Below are 18,781 nucleotides of genomic sequence, written 5' to 3'. Positions count from 1 at the left end.
TTTCCCTTTTTATTCTTCTAGATATTGGGTATTTGGCGTGCTGACTTGGTACTCGAAAGCACCAAGTAAAGAAGCAAGCTTGCTACTGGTTTGATTAAAATCGGTAACTAAGCGACTCAGCTCGATCTTCAAGGCTAATTCATCAGTCGAAGCTGTAATCACATCACCAAACTGAGCTGTATTATTTTGATAACCTCGCTCAACGGCTTCGATTCGATCAGTGACTTGTGGCAATAGACGGTCTTGATAACGCTTGATTCGTTCCTCTAAGTTCACTCTATCGGTCACGAGTGTATTGACTTGTGCGTTCAACTGAGCGAGAAGAGTATCCTTCTGATATTGGGCAGCCCCGACTTGATACTGAGCTGAGGAAAGGTTCTTATCTTGTCGATTATCGGTGAACAAAGGGATGTCCATCGTGAAATAGGCGCTAAGTAAATCAGAAGCGGGATCGCCCATCATGTTGTCAGCTTGGCGATAGGCATACATCACTTCCACACCAAATTGAGGACGATAAGCCTGTTCCGCAACCTCAACTTGAGTACGAATTGCCGAGATATTTGCGTCTGCCATTCGAGCCATTGGGTGGGCATTAAGCAAAGCGTAATACTGATTATTAGTAGGATGAGCCTTTAAGGTTGAACTCAAACGTTGCCAATTTAACTGGAAGCTCGCTTGCTTTGACGTTTCTGCACTCAGCCAATCCGCTCCTAACCATTCTGAAAGTTGGGCCATCACTCTGGCTTGCATTTGCTGATTTGAGTGAAGTTTTTCATCAAGCTTGCTCACCTGGAGCTGAGTATTCAGTAGGTCTTGAGCTTCGCTTTTTCCAATAGAATAGTTGGTTTGGACATACTGCTCCATCTCTGCCATCAGACTTCGAATCTCTTTAACCAAAACTTCAACATGCTGGAGGTAACCCAGCTCTAACCATAGCTGAGTGACGTTATTTGCCACATCACGTTCACGTACTTGGATTTGATAAGCGGCACCGTCAGCCTGCTGGTTGGCTTTACGTTGTTTGAGTTCGAGAGTCGACCCGCGTTCAAACTGCTGCATCAACCCAACTGAGATATTGGTCATTGGATCATCATCAAACTTAAACGATTCAACAGGCAAACCACCAAATCCGACTTTAAGTTTTGGATCCATTAAGGTAGCACTGGCAATGCCTGATGCTCGAATGGCTTGTGACTGCGCTGCATATTGCGACCGACGGGGATCATTAGCCAATGCCGTCTCAATCAGCCAATTGAGTTGCTTAGTTGATACAACTTTAGATGGCGAAACCGTTTGTGTTGCCGCATTAGAAATAGCCGGAATTGCAGATACAGCAACGACGATCGTTAAGCAGCAGGTTTTAGGTAAACCTAATCTATAAAATTCAATATTCACTATGTTATCCACGATATAGTGTTATGGATACCCCAAGTAACCAAGCAAAGTAATGGTTAGACTTGAGAGCTAAATGTACTGATATTGAATTAAGCGGAAGGTGGGCGGAGCAAGCCTTGGATACGCGTCACTTTATCACCAATCTTGAAAGTATGGTGTAGTGCCAGAGATGATGACACGATTTTAACGCCATAAGACGGATCGATGGGATAAGACACACTCGAACAGACCGACACACAGCAATCATCAACATTCGATTCTGAATCTCCGCAATGCATCATGGTTGAAGATGCTTCTGCGCCTGCATCAACTGTCGGAGTATTGCTACTCATCGAATGACAATTTGTTTTAATCGGATTGGTGTGATGATTGGTTGAGGTAGTTTCGGTACTTGTTCGCGTTTGAGCATGGTGCGTAGGTTGAACAAGCGTGGTCATCGCTTGGCTTTTCATATCACTCATCGTCATGACTGGCGCACTCGACACATAGTTAGACATCAGCATCGCAAAGATACTGAACATCGTGATCCATATGTGTTTAAGTGAGTGTTTCATATCATACCTATCAGAGTAATAAGTGGATTTTAAACATTCCCCCTAGGGTAAGGTCAATGCTTTATCACAAATTACTCAATAGAAAGTCTCGATTGCCATAAATGAAAGGCAACCTCATCTCGCTGAAGCAATGATCAACCGAGCCTACCATTACAACCAAACCTTAGCGTTTATTAATAACCCACCTCAAGATTGCACCATTAATGTTATAACTCCAGATGATAACTTTGCTGTAGGAAGATTAACGACAAATAACAACAAACTTGAAGCTGGGTATCAGATGGGTCTAAGGGCGGCTAAAAATGCATCCATTTCAGCTTTAGGGATAAATTGAGTAATTCGGTAACCATCGCTCAGATGATTGAGAATGAGATCATTGATGGGAAACTTATACCGATACGATAATGACGCATTTGGTCAAAAACCGTCTAGCGCTATCATTATGTACTTGAACGTCCAAAACAAAAAAAACGAGCACTAGGCTCGCTTTTCACTATCATTTTTTAAGCTCTATTACAGCAATTCAATCGATTGTTGAGCAATCACGAATTCTTCGTTGGTTGGAATCACCATTGCGACAGCACCTAGCATCTCAGACTTGCCGACGATACCAGCCGCACCGAATCGAGCCGCTTCGTTGCCTTTCTCATCTTCTGTAAAGCCTAGTAATTTAAGGCTATTAAGAATTTCACGACGAATTGGCAGTGAGTTCTCACCAATGCCACCTGTGAAGATGATGCCATCAATAGAATCCAAAGCGACCATGTAAGAAGCAATGTATTTTGCTACACGGTAAGTGAATACTTGGAATGCAAGCTTAGCGCCTTCATGACCTTCTTCCATCGCTTCAAGAATGCCACGAGCGTCACTTGTTAAACCAGACACGCCTAAGAAACCAGATTTCTTGTTCAACGCTTCAAAGACTTTCTCTTGAGACCAGCCTTTCTTCATCAAGTACTCAATGATGCCTGGGTCTAAATCACCACAGCGAGTTCCCATCATTAGACCAGACAGAGGAGTGAAGCCCATGCTGGTATCAACACTTTGACCATCTTTAATTGCACAAACAGAAGCACCATTACCTAGGTGAACAGAAACAAAGCTGCTCTCTTCAACTGGTTTATTAAGCATTTTTGCTGCTTCACGGCTTACGTAGTAGTGGCTAGTACCGTGGAAACCGTAACGACGAATACCGAAATCTGTGTAAAGCTCTTTCGCAATAGCACCAGTGTACGCTTTTGCAGGCATAGTTTGGTGGAAAGCAGTATCAAACACAGCAAACTGAGGGAGCTCTGGGAATGCAGCCATAGAAGCACGCATACCAATTGCATGAGCAAGGTTATGTAGAGGGGCTAAATCACTTAGAGCTTCTACGTCTGCAACAATAGACTCATCTAAACGAACGGTTTTAGTAAACTTCTCACCGCCGTGAACCACTCGGTGGCCTACAGCAACAACATCTTCAATTAATTTGTACTCTTTTACTAACTCAACTAATTTTGCGACTGCAAGTTGATGGTGATTCTCTGTGCCTTGAATAGCGAATTCAAATTTTTCACCTTGGAATTTCCAGTTCATGCGAGCACCTTCTAGCCCGAAACACTCACCAAGTCCACTTAATACAGCATCACCCGAAGCTGAATCAATAACGGCAAATTTCAGAGACGAACTACCTGAGTTTATAACCAGAACAAACGAATTAGACATTTGTATATGCACCCTGTTTTAGACTGAATTGTGAAGCAATTGCTTCATGTTTGTATGAATCCATTATTCAATAATTTTTTAATCTTTCAACTTTCTTTTAGAGAGAACGGCATGCGAAACGCTTTTTTGTTGATCTAGGACAACTTTCCATTTTATTCGAGCTTAAAAATATAATTAACCTGATTCATATAGTTGAATCTTGCAGATTTTTTTGAATTCCCCACCTAAACTAATGTTGCAACTAACAACTTTATAACAAGATTAAATTTTAACGAAAAATGGCTGCTAATCTGCTTTTAATTAGGATGGAGTATAACTTTGCCCTTTTTTTCTATGTTACTGGTTACTATTGGGATCGCTCTTTTGATTTGGGCACTAACACCTGCACAACAGATAAAAGAGACCACCAATCAACATGGTTGGAATCTACTCTGTAATTTGATCAGAGCATTTATCATTGGCTACTCTCTGTTCTTGTACAGTTTACTAAATCAAGCTCCCACCCTACTCATCACCGGACTTTCACTTATTCTTTTCGGCGGCAGCATTTTTGTAGTGATGGTCATCCACTTCAGTTCGACAACGATCAAAGAACTTGATTCTTTAGTCGAGCGCGAGCGATTTAATGCACTACACGACTCTCTGACCTCTTTGCCAAATCGACAATACTGCATGGAAACAATTAATAGGAAGATTAAAGTACAAACAGGGTTTACCACGTTACTGCTCGATGTGGTCAACTTTAAACAAGTGAACGATGCGATGGGACATGCTTGTGGCGATAGGTTACTGATTAAAATAGGCCAACGAATTTCTGAACTACTTTCTGATGATGATTTCATGGCAAGGATAGGTGGAGATGAATTTGTCCTTGTGATCAATAAAATGTCACACAATGAAATTTTAACTTTAATCAATTTAATTGATATGAATTTGCGTCGCCCTTTCAGTATTGATGGTTTTGAAATCGCCTCAAGTGCGGTATTTGGGGCAAGCCAATATCCTAAAGATGGCGAGACTCCAGATACTCTCATCAATCATGCAGACATCGCAATGTACCATGCAAAACAGGCAGGAAAACTACTTTCAAACTACACAGCCGAAATGAGTCATGGCGCTAAACGTAAGCTGCAGATCGCCAGCCAATTGCAGCTTGCTTTAGATCATGATGAGTTCGTTCTATTTTACCAGCCAATCATTTCAACAGAAACTGGGCTAGTAGCCAGTTACGAAGCCTTAATCCGTTGGAATCAACCTAATGGCGAACAAATAAATTCTTCAGTTTTTATTCATATTGCAGAACAAAGTAACAAGATCACTCAAATTACCCAGTGGGTATTAAAGCAAGTTGAATTAGATATTATCAAATTTCAAAATCAAGGGCTGTATTACCCAGTTAATGTCAATTTATCGGGTAAAGACGTACTAGGTAATACAATCACCAAACTATTAACCGACCTTGTTCAACGTACACCAACGATTGCCCAATATTTAGTTTTAGAAATAACGGAGAGTACGGCAATAAGTAAAATGGCGAATTTAGAACTTATTATTTCTCAAATAAAAGAACTTGGTTTTAGCATTAGTCTAGATGATTTTGGCACAGGCTATTCATCACTTTCACTACTAAAAGATTTACCCATCGATCAAATTAAAATAGATCGCTCCTTTATACAAAAGATCATAACAAATAAACGTAACCAGTCTATCGTTGTTAATACGATTGCACTTGCTCATGGTCTTGGTTACAGCGTGGTTGCTGAAGGGATAGAACATCCAGATACCTTACATTTACTGACCGCATTCAAATGCGACTATATTCAAGGACACTACTATTCCGCAGCACTATCCATTCAAGATGCGATTAACTGGTCACAACAGCACAATGCGGAAGCGGAATATGGCAAAACCTTATCGACCGCAGTAAAAAGCAATTAATTGAAAGCCCTTCTTTTAAATACAAAAAAACCGAGCACTAGGCTCGGTTTTTCTTACTCAGGTTAAATTAACCTTCGTTATTGCGGCGACCGCGGTGACCAGCACCACCATTGCCTGAATTTCCATGACCACGTTCGCCACGGTAGTTACCACGGTTGTCACCACCACGGTTACGGTCAAAACGACGTTCGCCATCACGAGAAGATGAACCACCTTCACGGTTACCACGGTAGCCGCCGCCTTCACGGTTTCCGCCATTACCACCTTCACGATTACCACGGTAACCGCCGCCATCACGACGTTGACCACCGCCATCGCGACGTTGACCGCCATCACGGCGAGGAGGACGACTGAAGTCAGTGAAATCTACAACAACAGCACCCACATCTTTTTGACGGATGCGTAGTTTGCGTAGTTTACCAGCAGTGTCAGAGTTCATTGCTTTAGGAAGCTGAACGTAAGTTTGACCTTGGTCTAGCTTGATAGCACCGATAGAACCTTTAGTTAAGCCAAGTTCGTTTGCTAGTGCGCCAACGATATCTTTAACTTGAACGCCTTGCTCACGGCCAACTTGTAATTGGTAAGTATCCCAATCAGCAGTGTTGCCACCGAAGTCACGACCACCGTCACGTCCGCCATCACGGCTATCACGTGGATTGTCACGACGCTCTTTACGGCGGTTTTTATCACGCTCGATTGCAGCAATCATAGGATCTGGGCCAGTGTAGAACAATGGCTGTTTACCTTGTTGACGCTTAAGAAGCATTGCAGCAAGCGTTGTTGAATCAATTTCAAGAGACGCTTGTAGTTTCTCTACTAGTTCAACAAAGTTTACTAGTGCAGTGCTTTCTTTATCAGCTTCAAGCTCAGTACCTAGCTTAGCAAGACGAGACGCTGCAACTGCATCACGTTCTGGAAGTTGAATCTCTTCCATTTGTGATTTAGTAACACGTTCGATAGTGCGAAGCATACGAATTTGGTTTGTGCGAACAAGAAGAATCGCTTTACCTTTACGTCCAGCACGGCCAGTACGACCAATACGGTGGATGTAAGATTCAACATCGAATGGAATATCGTAGTTGAATACGTGAGTAATACGCGGAACATCAAGACCACGAGCGACAACGTCAGTTGCAACTAGGATATCGATAACACCTTTTTTGATATGATCAACAGTACGCTCACGTAGAGACTGAGGAATATCGCCGTGTAGTGCTGCAGCTTTAAAGCCACGAGCAGATAACCAATCCGCTAGACGTTCAGTATCTTGACGAGTACGAACGAATACGATTGATGCATCAGTTTCTTCAGTTTCAAGAAGACGAGCCATTGCTTCATCTTTCTCTACGCCTTTCACTACCCAGTAGTTTTGCGCCACTTTATCAACAGTGTGGTTTGTACCAGCAACGTCAACTCGAGCAGGGTTACGTAGGTAACGGTCAACAATAGTTTTAACCATTGGAGGCATAGTTGCAGAGAATAGTACGCGCTGTGCTGATTCAGGAGCTTGCTCTAAAATCCAAGTAACGTCATCAACGAAACCCATTTTTAGCATTTCATCTGCTTCATCAAGAACAAATGTATGCGCTTCATCTAGGTGTAGACGGTCACGAGTTAGTAAGTCTTTAACACGACCTGGAGTACCAACAACAATGTGAGCACCGCGGCTTAGAGCACGCATTTGGTCAACAATTGAAGCACCACCGTAGATTTCAAGAACTTTAAGACCTTTAATGTCACGGCCAAGGTTTTTGATTTCTGCAGCAACTTGAATCGCTAGCTCACGAGTAGGAGCCATGATGATTGCTTGTGGTTTGTGTTGGTTAAGATTAATTTTGTTAAGGATTGGTAAAGAGAATGCAGCTGTTTTACCAGTACCTGTTTGTGCTTTACCTAACGCATCACGGCCTTCTAGAAGAAGAGGAATAGCAGCCGCTTGGATTGGTGTAGGAGAAACGAAACCCATGCTGTTTAGAGCTGAAAGGACATTTTCGTTAAGAGCTAATTCATTAAATTGAATTACAGATTCGGACATTGGGATCCCACTATATAAATTAAAACAAAAGGTCCCAGGTGCTCTACCAATTCAATACTGATCCAATCAGATACTGATTCCGTTCAGTTGCGAAACAGTAATAAAAACGCATCAAGCCATTAGGGACGTCTAAGGGAGGCGGATTATTCCTTAAACGCATAAAAAAAGCCAGAAAAAATTGAAATACATCACAATTTTTTCTCATTAACGAATAAAGTGATCATCTATTCGACATATTTAGTCGAATATTTAGACATCAGCCTAGCTTTGTATGAAATCTAAGCTCTACTTTATTCATCTCCCAAGCTTGCTTTAAGTAGTAATCATTCCTCGCAATGATTATAGTGTGCTTAATCACATTCGTTTGAAAAAAGACAGTATGTTTCAAGATAATCCTCTATTAGCTCAGCTAAAGCAGCAAATCCAAGAGACCCTTCCTAAAAAAGAGGGGACAATTAAAGCAACAGAAAAAGGTTTCGGCTTTTTAGAAGTCGACAGCAAAACAAGCTTTTTTATTCCGCCGCCATATATGAAAAAGTGTACTCATGGCGACAAAGTTGTTGCGATCATTCGTACCGAGAAAGAGCGTGAAGTTGCAGAGCCTGAAGAACTAATAGAGCAAAGACTGACACGTTTCATTGCTCGCGTGAAACTATTCAAAGGGCGTTTAAACTTAATTCCAGATCACCCTCAGCTGAAAAAGCTTCAATTAAAAGCAAAAGCAAAGAAAGGGCTGAATCCTGAACTATTGAAAGAAGGCGACTGGGTCGTTGCTCACCTTATTCATCACCCTTTAAAGGGAAACGATAACTTCCTAGCTGAAATTTCAGAAAAAATCACAGATGCGGATGATAAAATCGCACCATGGTGGGTCACTCTTGCACAGAATGATCTTCCAAATAGCGAGCCTGAAGGTATCGACAACTGGCAAGTCAATGATGATGCCGATCTAGAACGCGTTGACCTCACCGATTTGCCTTTAGTGACCATCGATGGTGCTTCTACTAAAGATATGGATGATGCGCTATACGCAAAGAAAACAGAATCTGGCGATTTTGAACTGACTATTGCGATCGCCGATCCAACCGCCTATATATCACCAGAAGATGAGATGGATAAAGTTGCCCGTGAACGCGGCTTCACTATCTACTTACCTGGTCGTAATATCCCGATGTTACCGCGCGATCTTGCTGATGACTTATGTTCACTGATCGAGAACGAAATTCGCCCTGCCCTCTGTTGTACCGTCACGGTAAGTAAAGATGGCGTTATCGGTGACGATATCAAATTCTTCGCTGCGAACATCAAATCTCATGCTCGTCTTGTATATGATCATGTATCGAACTGGCTTGAAAACGGGAAATCAGAGGAATGGCAACCTGAAGAGCAAATCGCTACCGTTGTTAAAGATCTTTATGATTTCTCACTTGCACGTGCAGATTGGCGTAAGAACAATGCTGTCGTATTCCCAGATCGCCCGGATTACCGCTTTGAATTGAGTGAAGACAACGATGTGATTGCGATTCATGCCGATATGCGTCGCTCTGCAAATCGATTAGTTGAAGAGTCGATGATCACCGCCAATATTTGTGCGGGGACTATCCTTAAGAACACTTTTGGCAATGGCGTATTTAACACTCATGCTGGTTTCAAGCCGGAAAAGCTAAAGGATGTATTAGAGCTAGTCAATCCTCAATCTGAAGACGCATACACAGAAGAATCGATAACAACATTAGAAGGATTTGCAAGCTTACGTCGTTGGTTAGGCACGTTAGACACCAACTATTACGATAACCGTATCCGTAAGTACCAAGCATACAGTGAAATTGGCAATCAACCTCTTCCTCACTATGCCATGGGCCTAGACATTTACGCGACGTGGACATCACCAATACGTAAATATGGTGACATGATCAACCATCGAATGTTGAAAGCGCACATTCTAGGTAAAGACCCAATACAGACGGCAGATGAGTCGGTCGGTGAAGAGCTAGCGTTACACCGTCGCCATCATAATATGGCAGAGCGAAATGTGGGTGATTGGCTATATGCACGTACTTTATGTGATGAGCCAGCTAAGGAAACGCGTTTCAAAGCAGAAATTTTTGACATTAACCGAGCAGGCATGAGAATCCGCCTTATCGAAAATGGAGCCGCCGCTTTCATACCTGGCTCTCTTATTATTGATAATAAAGAAAGAATTAGCTGTAATAGTGACGACGGTACTATTTGTATTGATAAAGAAGTGGTATATAGAACAGGTGACGAATTAGAAGTTGTTTTAACAGAAGTCAACCTAGAGAATAGAAACCTGGTCGCAAAACCAACTCAAGTTTTTGCAGAGCAGCCCTCAGAGACTGATGAAACTAAAGCATAATTAATTCAACCTCTTAGATAGGCGCTCACATTATGAGCGCCTTTTTTTGTCACAATTAAACGCAAAATCTGTTTTATATTGACAATCGCGGCTTAGGTCTGCATTTGAGGTAATCAATGCCCATCATCGATATCATAAAGTTATCAAATTTAGAACAAAGGAAAACGGAGCGTTACCCCGCGCCCAGAAATGGCATTTTTATCGTCAGACAAGGAACAATGCATTTTAGCTACCCAAACGGGAAGAAAGGGAAACTTGAGGCTGGGGAATTTGTGCTATACAGCTCGGGGGAGTTTTATAGTGCGAATAAAGAGATAAATGGAGACAACTTCGTCGCAGAATCAATCAATTTTGATATCAGTCTATTTCAAGAGTTTAGGCAACATTATGATGATATCAACTTTATCTCTAACTCTAATAAACTGTACAAGTTCGATCAATCCGACACAAAAATTTATAAACTACTCACTTTTTTGATCGATACTCACAACAGTGCTTCATTTAATAGATTTGCTCAATCACATATCGCGTTTGCGCTTCTCGCGATGATGTTAGAGAAGTACCCATCACTATTCAGTACTGTGGTCACGGCTTCAGAGCTCACTGTCACTCAAAAGGTCATCAACTACATAGACAACAATATAGAGAATGATATCTCACTTGATTCTCTTGCTTTACATATTGGAATGTCAACGGCCACATTAAAACGCAGGCTCGCAGCCGAAGAGCTTTCATTTTCAAATTTACTCAAAATAAAGAGAATTAATCACGCCTCTAACCAACTAAGAAACTGTTCAAAATCGATCACTCAAATTGCGTATGATTCTGGCTTTAAAAGCGCAGCCCACTTTAGTACTGTATTCAAGAGCTTACAAGAATGCACCCCAAAAGAGTTTAGGGCAAAAGCAGCCGTAGAGGCCTAACCCTACACGGTTTACCAAATATAAGCTTTAGGATCCCTTTCTATCTCTTTCAACACTGCCACCAAGTCAGTACTTGAAGGCAAATAAGGGTAAGGGATCCATATCAGTGTTTCTCCACTATGCTGTGGAACAAAAATAGACCACCTTCGGGTTTGGTTATCAAATTCAATTTTGGCAACAGAACTTATATATTCACAGTGGCTAGAGTCGAGTAAGTAATGCGCTTTAGAGAACTGTACTCCATTCTCACATGTTTCAAATAGAGACTTCCCTAACTCCACAGGATGATTACTATTACGCTCATGACAGAGTTGTGTCGCACTTCGTTCGAGCCGATGCTTATCCATCTCAATAACTGCCATTCAAACCTCCTTAGGCAATAAAACATTTCTTGAAGCGGTGAATAAGAACCCAAGTAGACCTCCCTAGCACAAGTCTAGGCTCTCAATCTTTATAATACCATTTATCCTATTCACAAAACTGTAACCAGAACCTCATATGATGCTGTGAGCTTAAACATACCATATGGAGTTATTTATGTTACGAGTTGCAATTGCCACTCTCCTGTCTGCTTGCCTACTCACTTCTAATGCGTTTGCACAAGAAACGAATATATCAGGATCAACGTCTGTTGCACGATTGATGGACGTACTTGCCGAGAAATATAACGCAAGCCACCCAGATTCTTATATCGCGGTTCAAGGGATTGGTTCGACTGCTGGAATTACAATGGTTAAAAAAGAGGTCACCGATATTGGGATGAGCTCCCGTTACCTTACCGAACGTGAACAAGAAGCGGATATGGACGTGTTTCCCATTGCTTATGATGGGCTTGCATTGGTCGTGAATCGTACTAACTCGATTGGCAATCTTACCAGGGAGCAGTTATACGATATTTACAAAGGAAAAATTACAAATTGGAAAGAAGTCGGTGGGGAGAATAAGCCAATTGCAGTGGTCACTCGTGAGCCTTCATCCGGTTCAAGATACAGTTTTGAGAGCCTTTTAGGTTTAACAAAAATCGTCAACCATCGTTTAGTATCTGATATAAATCCAAACAATTTAGTCGTGAACAGCAACAGTATGGTTAAAACAATCGTTAACCATAACCCGCACGCGATTGGTTTTATTTCAAAAGGGTCCATTGATCAATCCGTAAAAACGATCAACTTTGCAGGTGTTAAGCCTACTTCTCAGAACATCGCAAAGGCCCATTACGGACTATCGCGACCTTTTTTGTTATTACATAAAAAAGACTCATTAACGAAAGAGTCCTCTCAATTTATTGAGTTCATAAAGTCGCCTCGCGGACAGGCGTTAATCAAAGAGTATGGATACACTCCTGTTAAGCATTAACAAAAAGAGAGAGCAAATGCTCTCTCTTTTTTTATTCAAAACATCACGGTTTAGAAGTGCAATTGAATCACTGAGGTCACTACACAACCAGGTCTACGAATTCCTTCAATCTCAACGCGAATTTCACGTTCAATCTCAAGACCTTTTTTAATCGGTGTCACTTTTAGTAGTGTGCTCTTCGCTCGAACATTATTTCCAGATTTTACCGGATATGGAAAACGTACTTGATTCAACCCTATGTTTACGACCATTTTTGCCGTTGGGAACATTGAATTTGATTCGTCTACACTATCAGTCAGCTTAGGGAGTAACGCTAAAGTGAGAAAGCCGTGTGCAATAGTGGTTTTAAATGGTGAATCTGTCGCTGCTTTTTCTGGATCCGTATGGATCCACTGATTATCTTCAGTTATCTGACCAAACTGATTAATACGGTTTTGGTCCACTGGCAACCAGTTACCCACATGGATAACTTCACCAACCTGAGTTAATAGTTGATCATATACTTCTTGGGCTTCTGGTTTTAACTCAATAGGCTCAGGAGCCGGAGCTTCTTCATTAACAGCAGGTAGCTGATGATCTCTCACCCATGAGAAAAAATGACTGTTTTGAGTTTTATTCAGAAACTCTCCCCAGTACTCACGTAATGCAGGGGACATCCATTGCATGAATTCAGAGTGCTGTGCAGACCAGCTCTCTCCACGATGTTTAAAAATATTTGCGACTTTCATAAAAAACCTCAGTCTCACCCAAGAACACTAACTATTACTCTTTAATTTTGAAACACTTCACAGTTTCGTGCAAACACTTTCGAGCTAACACGCGTACTCTTAACATCATAAAACCAATAATTTCAATAGCTTGCCAATAAAACATTATTTTATTAGATTTCACCAAGCGGAGCATTTACTCAAAAAACCATTGATATGATGAATAAAATAGGCAAGCACCATAAAAATCAGCCTTAATGCATCTAACGGCTAAAATAACAGCAAATAAATAATTTTCTTCATTTTTTTCTTTACAAGGTTCGTGCCAATACATATTATACGCCACGAAACGGAGGGATGGCTGAGTGGTCGAAAGCACCGGTCTTGAAAACCGGCAACCGTTAATAGCGGTTCTAGGGTTCAAATCCCTATCCCTCCACCACATTTCGAAAAAAGCCTTTGATTATCAAAGGCTTTTTTTATATCTGCAAGACACGTAACTAATCACCAAGAATAATCGACACCACTCCCTTTTCTTGAATTCAGTTTAAATTATTCCACCGATCTATTTCTGTAGTACTACACAGCGGACGGCAATTCACTTCCTCCTTATTCTAGTTATACAAACACTGGTAACGAACCATTGCCTTTTACTTGCCGTATAGCCAGGTGAGTATGGATATCTTTTACATTGGTTAAACGCTGTAATTTCCTCGTAAACGCTTCGTAGCCCACAAGATCTTTACTCACCACCTCTAGCAAATAGTCATAAGCTCCCGAGACAACATGACAGTTCACTACTTCTTCCATATCCACAATGGCATGTTCAAATTCATCAATAGAGCTCTCTTGATGGTTATTCAAACTCACTTCGACAAACACAGTCATCGCGATTCCAACGGACTTCCTATCTAAAGTTGCTCTGTATCCGTTGATCACGCCCTGCTCTTCTAACCTTTTCAAGCGTCTCGCGCACGGTGAAGCAGACAACCCCACCAGATCGGCAAGTTCAGCCGTCGTTAAACGTCCATCACTTTGAAGTAGATGCAACAAATGACGATCAATCCTATCCACGCGCACTTTCCTTTCATGTTTATAGAAAATTGAGTGGAAACCATTAAAACTAGTCCACCTCTTAGCGGAACCCACCATTTACACCTTACTATAACTGCAAGTTTGCCAAATTCCACCCGTAAAATTGATACATAATTCCAACATCCACCTAAAAAGATAATAACATCATATGAATTACGGCTACCCTGCAATCATTGCGACTCTTTTACTTTGGTCTGGTTTCTTTTTGTCACTAAAAGGAGGAGCGAATTCAAATCTTACTCCGGCAGATATTGCAATGATGCGATTTGCGTTACCTGCTTTGATATTACTTCCTTTAGTGGTAAAAGCGAGAATCGAGATAATGAAGGTTCCTCTGCGTTATTTGATAGGAATGTTTATTGGATGTGGCCTACCCTATCTACTCATTGCAAGTACAGCCATGCACTTCGTTCCTGTTGCCCATGCCAGTGCTTTAGTCCCGGGGACGCTTCCGCTTTTTGTTTCTGCAATTGCGGTTGTTTTATTTAAGCAACCTCTTAGCCAACATAGAAAGTTAGGTCTTGCATTTGTGTTTCTAGGGATCCTGTTATTTTTAACGAGTAGCTTAGCTGAGTATGATGGAAACCAACTGACTGGGCACCTACTGTTTCTAATGGGAAGTATGATGTGGGCGATGTTTACCATTTGCGCTCGTGTGGCTAACTTAGATGCTCTCGTAAGCGCAGGGCTAATTTCATTGTTATCCGTGATCGCTTTGTTTGCACTGGTGAGCACTGGCACGCTCGATAGCCACTTAACATCTATACCGTTTAACTCTTGGCCATGGCAAGAGCTCGCTGGGCATTTGATGCTACAGGGCTTAGGGGCCGGCTTACTTGCAGCATTTACCTATTTATATGCTATCAACAAGTTGGGGGCAGAACGCTCAGCAGCCTTTGGATCCGCAACTCCGGCAGTCGCTACTCTGCTGGCTATACCTATTTTCGATGAAGTTCCAGACTTGACCACATGGGCGGCACTAGGATTTATCTGTGTTGGCAGTATTATCGCGAGTAACGTATTCCTTAAAAATGACGCTTCGCTTCAATATCGCCCTCCCACACGTGAGCAATAGACTGATTTCAATCGCCTCTGATTCAAGCGGGGATTATTTCGATTGTGGGGGAAAGTCGACTACGTTACATTATCTTTTTTGTAAGGCTCTCGGAGCAAATTATGATCACTCCTATCGCTATTCGCCTCACTCAAGGTCGAGATTTGAAACAAGCTATAGCTGAACTCGTACTAGACAACAAAATCAGTGCAGGCTCTATTGCTTCTTGTGCAGGGTGCATTTCACAGTTAAATATTCGACTGGCTAACGCAGATAATACGTTGAATGTCTGTGCGCCTTTCGAGATTGTATCTTTGACTGGCACGCTCACGCCAAACCACCAGCACATTCACATATCCGTTGCCGACAGCGAAGGAAAGGTATGGGGTGGGCACCTATTAGAAGGCACTATTGTTTCGCACACCGCAGAACTTATCGTTCACCACTACCCTGATCTGATGTTTTCGCGAGAACACGACGCTAGTACAGGTTACACTGAACTGTTGGTTTCCTCATCACAATAGTAAAGTCCTCTTCAGCATAGTCATCGATTAATGACACATCATCACACTGAAGTTTGCAGTAACGATAAATAGCCTGTTTGTTATAGCTCACAAGTAATGGCTGAGGTGGGAAAACATCTGCATTTAAAAGGTTGAAAATAAGTACTTTGTCCGCAGCTTGATACATCTGATTTATGACTGAAGATAAGTAATCGTCATTACGCGAACGATAATTTAACGAGCCAGAAGCGACAACAATATCATGCGGCTTAAGGGTCATCTGGCTAAAATCACCCCATATAAAGTGACTTGCTGTTTTGGTGCTCGGATCGAGATGGTGTTGAGCAAACCTCTTTTTCGTGGTTTGAATAAATGGGCGATGCTGATCTATCCCTGTGTATGAATCGAGAGTGTATATCTCATCAAGATAACGAAACAAATCACCGAACCCACATCCCAGATCTAAAACGCTCCGATCATTAAAATTCGTCGCCGTGGCAATAGCTTGAAAGCGTTTACTCTGAGCAGTTTCATCTGACCATCCTAATATTTTTGCGTTTCTTCCTCGCCATTTTTTCAAACGAGTACGATGAAACAAATAGATCTCTAATCGGTCCAAAAGGTGCATAATCTTATCCGCTTTATTCGTCGCGTTTTGATCTATTCAATAGAAAAATTGACGAGTATTAATTAATGGTCGCATATCGAGAAGTATGTAACAATCCCACCTCTTATTTACCCGTTAAAGTCATACCAATGAAATTTCAAGCCGCTATTTTCGACATGGATGGACTCCTCCTCGATACAGAACGTGTCTGCATGAGAGTCTTTAAACAAGCCTGTGAAGTCCAAAATCTTCCATTTTATGATGATGTCTACCTTTCTATCATCGGCCGTAATTCAGCAGGAATTGAAGTCATTTTTCGCAACGCTTATGGGGAGTCTTATGAACGACTTAATGCAGAATGGCGTGAACGCTACGGTGCGATAGTTAAACACCAAGCAATTCCAATAAAAAATGGCGTGATTGAGCTACTCGAATGGTTGAAGGAAAATAAATACCCTATTGCTGTCGCCACCTCAACCCAAAAAGACATTGCTGAAATTAAACTTCGGCTCGCCGGGTTAGATCAGTATGTGGATAGCTTAACCACGGGTTGCGAAGTCAGCAAAGGTAAACCAGATCCAGAAATCTATCTGCTTGCGGCCAATCGCCTACAAGTACAACCTGAATTGTGTTTAGCATTTGAAGATTCCAATAACGGAGTTCGTTCTGCTATCTCTGCCAATATGATCGCTTATCAAATACCAGACTTGGTTGAGCCTTGCGAAGAAGTATTGGCTCTGGGGCACTGCATTTTGCCTTCGCTCTCGCATGTATTAGCGTCATTAAAAGAGTAAACATACGATAGCAGTAGCAATAACATTTAAGTTCGAGTTCAATCGCTGGTTAATTACACTCCCTCACTCGCATTTGAGTCGATGTGGGGGAATGTGCCAGCCCCTTGAATCAAGCTCTAAGAGTTTGAGCTCGTACTTTCGAATCCAAGTCGAACAGAAACTTTGCAGCTTCAATATGTTGCGGATATTCGATAAATTTCTGACGACAAGCTTCTGTCATCATGTGAAGCTCTTCTGCCAACATTAATTCCCAGTAGAGTGATGTTGTATGCAACATCGCTAAAAGTGGCTTAAACACCTCTTTTTCATACGCCAACATTAAATCTTCTAAGATTATGTCACGTTCATCTTCACTGCTGATCGGTAATTCAATCGCTGCTTTTGCTTTAAGGTAATGTTCGTTACCAAGCAGATTATTCATGACGGGTTGATTGTCTTGAGCTAATTCAATGAGTTCTATCTTGATAGCTTCTCGCCAGTTCTCTTGGCTAAGATCATCTTCAGCAACAGTGTCAAACTCATCATAGATCCTACGCTCTGTTGCTCGTTGCACCTTCATCAGCACCGAGCGAACTGTTTGAAAGGGTAATTGATACTCTTTACAAAGCTCAATGATTAATGAGTGGAAACCGCCATGAGGGAGATGAAGATTTGTTTTGAAAATAGCAAGAGCGGCTTCTTGCTGTGGCGTAAGATCGCGCATGATGGTTATGGTCCTTTGTTCTAGTTTACTCTTTATTTAGACGGCTAGCTTTCTAGGAAAAGCTAGCGGCGTAAACCATATACCAACCATAGGCTTGAAGATAGCTTTATAGTGAAAAGAAGCCCAACAATCAGGCCAATCAACCCAACAGTTCCATCAAAACCTTTAGATTTTTATTAGATAGCGATATTCGTTTGATGCCAATAAATATTTAGCAAAATCACGATCGTTCTCTTCTGCCATAATGTGCTCAATAAGCCAATTTGCCATGAAGAGTATTACCGTCTTCAACTCACAATGGTTATTGATAAATTGAGAGCATTGATTTTTAAGCTGCTTAAGTAACATATTATGAACATTAGTATGTTTTTCATAGCCGTCATAACGAGAAAGCACCATAAGGTTCTCTTCACTTATGAAATGATATTCCGCATAAGCGATAACTTCGTTGATCAAACGCTGCATTATGCCTCTCGATTCGTTTTGATTAACCAATAACTTATTAATCATCGCGAGCAAATTCTTATGTTGCAAATCTATAACTTCGATACCAAGATCATAGCTATCTAGCCAATTGTAAGTATGCATTCCTACCCTACCGCAATTTGTCATTAATAACACAGGACCATGAAAAGATGTTCGTGTTGTAATCTATCTCTTCATGTCACTCCGTATATCGTACCAATAAGCGAACACTTTTGGAACGTAAACAAGCGGCATACGGTAAATTGGTGGCATATTTTATACCCTAATTTCAAAAACTTTTTGAACTGTCGCCACTTTGTCGCCATTTACGATTTTTAAGCATAAAAAAAGAGCCACTAAAAAGTGACTCAATTCTTAAAAATTTAAACAAGTATTTTAAACGCTACTCTTTACCGAAGACGTTGTTCTCTTGCTCTTGCACACGAATGAAAGTCGTACGCTTGCTTAGCTCTTTAAGCTTTGCTGCGCCTACGTATGTGCACGTTGAACGTACGCCACCAAGGATGTCAGAAATCGTATCATGAACAGAACCACGGAACGGAAGTAA

18 protein-coding genes, 1 tRNA gene and 1 pseudogene are annotated in these 18,781 nt (G+C 41.5%); 9 read left to right on the top strand and 11 right to left on the bottom strand.

Translation table 11 applies throughout. The features are described 5' to 3' along the window. Nucleotides 1-9: 9 nt before the first annotated feature. The gene (locus F0249_RS18085; protein ID WP_367613444.1) at nucleotides 10-1,323 is read right to left on the bottom strand and encodes a TolC family protein; all 1,314 of its coding nucleotides are present in this window, start codon (nucleotides 1,321-1,323) and stop codon (nucleotides 10-12) included. Nucleotides 1,324-1,484: 161 nt separating this feature from the next. Then, on the bottom strand, nucleotides 1,485-1,949 hold the full coding sequence (locus tag F0249_RS18080; protein ID WP_171757399.1) for a hypothetical protein: 465 nt from the start codon (nucleotides 1,947-1,949) through the stop codon (nucleotides 1,485-1,487). A 91-nt stretch (nucleotides 1,950-2,040) separates the two neighbouring features. Between F0249_RS18080 and F0249_RS20275 the strand changes: the two genes are divergently transcribed. Further along, nucleotides 2,041-2,283 (top strand): DUF6363 domain-containing protein, encoded by a 243-nt coding sequence (locus F0249_RS20275; RefSeq protein ID WP_367613443.1) that lies wholly within the window; start codon nucleotides 2,041-2,043, stop codon nucleotides 2,281-2,283. A 179-nt stretch (nucleotides 2,284-2,462) separates the two neighbouring features. Here F0249_RS20275 and F0249_RS18075 read toward each other — a convergent pair whose 3' ends face one another. Then, the gene (locus tag F0249_RS18075; protein ID WP_171757398.1) at nucleotides 2,463-3,656 is read right to left on the bottom strand and encodes an acetate/propionate family kinase; all 1,194 of its coding nucleotides are present in this window, start codon (nucleotides 3,654-3,656) and stop codon (nucleotides 2,463-2,465) included. A gap of 318 nt (nucleotides 3,657-3,974) precedes the next feature. Here F0249_RS18075 and F0249_RS18070 point away from each other — a divergent pair, with 318 nt between their 5' ends. Next, complete coding sequence (locus F0249_RS18070; protein WP_367613442.1) at nucleotides 3,975-5,594, top strand: putative bifunctional diguanylate cyclase/phosphodiesterase; 1,620 nt, start codon at nucleotides 3,975-3,977, stop codon at nucleotides 5,592-5,594. A gap of 67 nt (nucleotides 5,595-5,661) precedes the next feature. Here the strand turns inward: F0249_RS18070 and F0249_RS18065 are convergent. Next, nucleotides 5,662-7,691, bottom strand: a pseudogene (locus F0249_RS18065) (DEAD/DEAH box helicase). Between the two features lie 317 nt (nucleotides 7,692-8,008). Here F0249_RS18065 and rnb point away from each other — a divergent pair. Together rnb and F0249_RS18055 are read left to right on the top strand one after the other, a co-directional pair. After that, nucleotides 8,009-10,006, top strand: a complete 1,998-nt coding sequence (gene rnb / locus F0249_RS18060; protein ID WP_171757396.1) for an exoribonuclease II — start codon at nucleotides 8,009-8,011, stop codon at nucleotides 10,004-10,006. Nucleotides 10,007-10,122: 116 nt separating this feature from the next. After that, the gene (locus tag F0249_RS18055) at nucleotides 10,123-10,929 is read left to right on the top strand and encodes an AraC family transcriptional regulator (protein WP_171757395.1); all 807 of its coding nucleotides are present in this window, start codon (nucleotides 10,123-10,125) and stop codon (nucleotides 10,927-10,929) included. Nucleotides 10,930-10,940: 11 nt separating this feature from the next. On the opposite strand, the gene F0249_RS18050 is transcribed toward F0249_RS18055, so the two are convergent. Then, nucleotides 10,941-11,291: a DUF3024 domain-containing protein gene (locus F0249_RS18050; RefSeq protein ID WP_171757394.1), complete on the bottom strand. Its 351-nt coding sequence runs from the start codon at nucleotides 11,289-11,291 to the stop codon at nucleotides 10,941-10,943. Nucleotides 11,292-11,466: 175 nt separating this feature from the next. On the opposite strand from F0249_RS18050, the gene F0249_RS18045 reads away from it, so the two are divergent. Further along, nucleotides 11,467-12,285, top strand: coding sequence for a phosphate ABC transporter substrate-binding protein (locus F0249_RS18045; protein WP_017053598.1), 819 nt, complete (start codon nucleotides 11,467-11,469; stop codon nucleotides 12,283-12,285). A 50-nt stretch (nucleotides 12,286-12,335) separates the two neighbouring features. Here F0249_RS18045 and F0249_RS18040 read toward each other — a convergent pair whose 3' ends face one another. Further along, on the bottom strand, nucleotides 12,336-13,013 hold the full coding sequence (locus F0249_RS18040; RefSeq protein WP_136995294.1) for a MaoC family dehydratase: 678 nt from the start codon (nucleotides 13,011-13,013) through the stop codon (nucleotides 12,336-12,338). A 330-nt stretch (nucleotides 13,014-13,343) separates the two neighbouring features. Here F0249_RS18040 and F0249_RS18035 point away from each other — a divergent pair. Then, a tRNA-Ser gene (locus F0249_RS18035) sits at nucleotides 13,344-13,434 on the top strand. A gap of 176 nt (nucleotides 13,435-13,610) precedes the next feature. Here the strand turns inward: F0249_RS18035 and F0249_RS18030 are convergent. Continuing rightward, complete coding sequence (locus F0249_RS18030) at nucleotides 13,611-14,066, bottom strand: Lrp/AsnC family transcriptional regulator (protein WP_017053596.1); 456 nt, start codon at nucleotides 14,064-14,066, stop codon at nucleotides 13,611-13,613. Between the two features lie 169 nt (nucleotides 14,067-14,235). On the opposite strand from F0249_RS18030, the gene F0249_RS18025 reads away from it, so the two are divergent. After that, entirely contained in the window at nucleotides 14,236-15,162 is a 927-nt protein-coding gene (locus tag F0249_RS18025) for a DMT family transporter (RefSeq protein WP_171757393.1), read from the top strand. A gap of 101 nt (nucleotides 15,163-15,263) precedes the next feature. Beyond that, nucleotides 15,264-15,665, top strand: a complete 402-nt coding sequence (locus tag F0249_RS18020) for a PPC domain-containing DNA-binding protein (protein ID WP_017053594.1) — start codon at nucleotides 15,264-15,266, stop codon at nucleotides 15,663-15,665. Here the strand turns inward: F0249_RS18020 and F0249_RS18015 are convergent. Next, a complete protein-coding gene (locus F0249_RS18015; protein ID WP_171757392.1) occupies nucleotides 15,622-16,272 on the bottom strand; it encodes a class I SAM-dependent methyltransferase in 651 nt (216 codons plus the stop codon). The two genes, F0249_RS18020 and F0249_RS18015, sit on opposite strands and share 44 nt — an antisense overlap. A 128-nt stretch (nucleotides 16,273-16,400) precedes the next feature. Between F0249_RS18015 and F0249_RS18010 the strand changes: the two genes are divergently transcribed. Continuing rightward, a complete protein-coding gene (locus tag F0249_RS18010) occupies nucleotides 16,401-17,045 on the top strand; it encodes an HAD family phosphatase (RefSeq protein WP_171757391.1) in 645 nt (214 codons plus the stop codon). A gap of 109 nt (nucleotides 17,046-17,154) precedes the next feature. On the opposite strand, the gene F0249_RS18005 is transcribed toward F0249_RS18010, so the two are convergent. The 3 genes from F0249_RS18005 to F0249_RS17995 form a co-directional block, all read right to left on the bottom strand. Further along, nucleotides 17,155-17,748: a hypothetical protein gene (locus F0249_RS18005; RefSeq protein ID WP_113799733.1), complete on the bottom strand. Its 594-nt coding sequence runs from the start codon at nucleotides 17,746-17,748 to the stop codon at nucleotides 17,155-17,157. A gap of 165 nt (nucleotides 17,749-17,913) precedes the next feature. Further along, nucleotides 17,914-18,336: a bacteriohemerythrin gene (locus F0249_RS18000; protein WP_017053590.1), complete on the bottom strand. Its 423-nt coding sequence runs from the start codon at nucleotides 18,334-18,336 to the stop codon at nucleotides 17,914-17,916. Nucleotides 18,337-18,616: 280 nt separating this feature from the next. Beyond that, on the bottom strand, nucleotides 18,617-18,781 hold a 165-nt coding region (locus F0249_RS17995), incomplete at its 5' end, for an IMP dehydrogenase (protein ID WP_171757390.1).

The organism is Vibrio sp. 03-59-1 (assembly GCF_013114135.1).
Lineage (GTDB): Bacteria > Pseudomonadota > Gammaproteobacteria > Enterobacterales > Vibrionaceae > Vibrio > Vibrio cortegadensis.
Note: the sequence above shows the minus strand (reverse complement) of the source record. Positions and strands in the feature narration are given on the sequence as shown.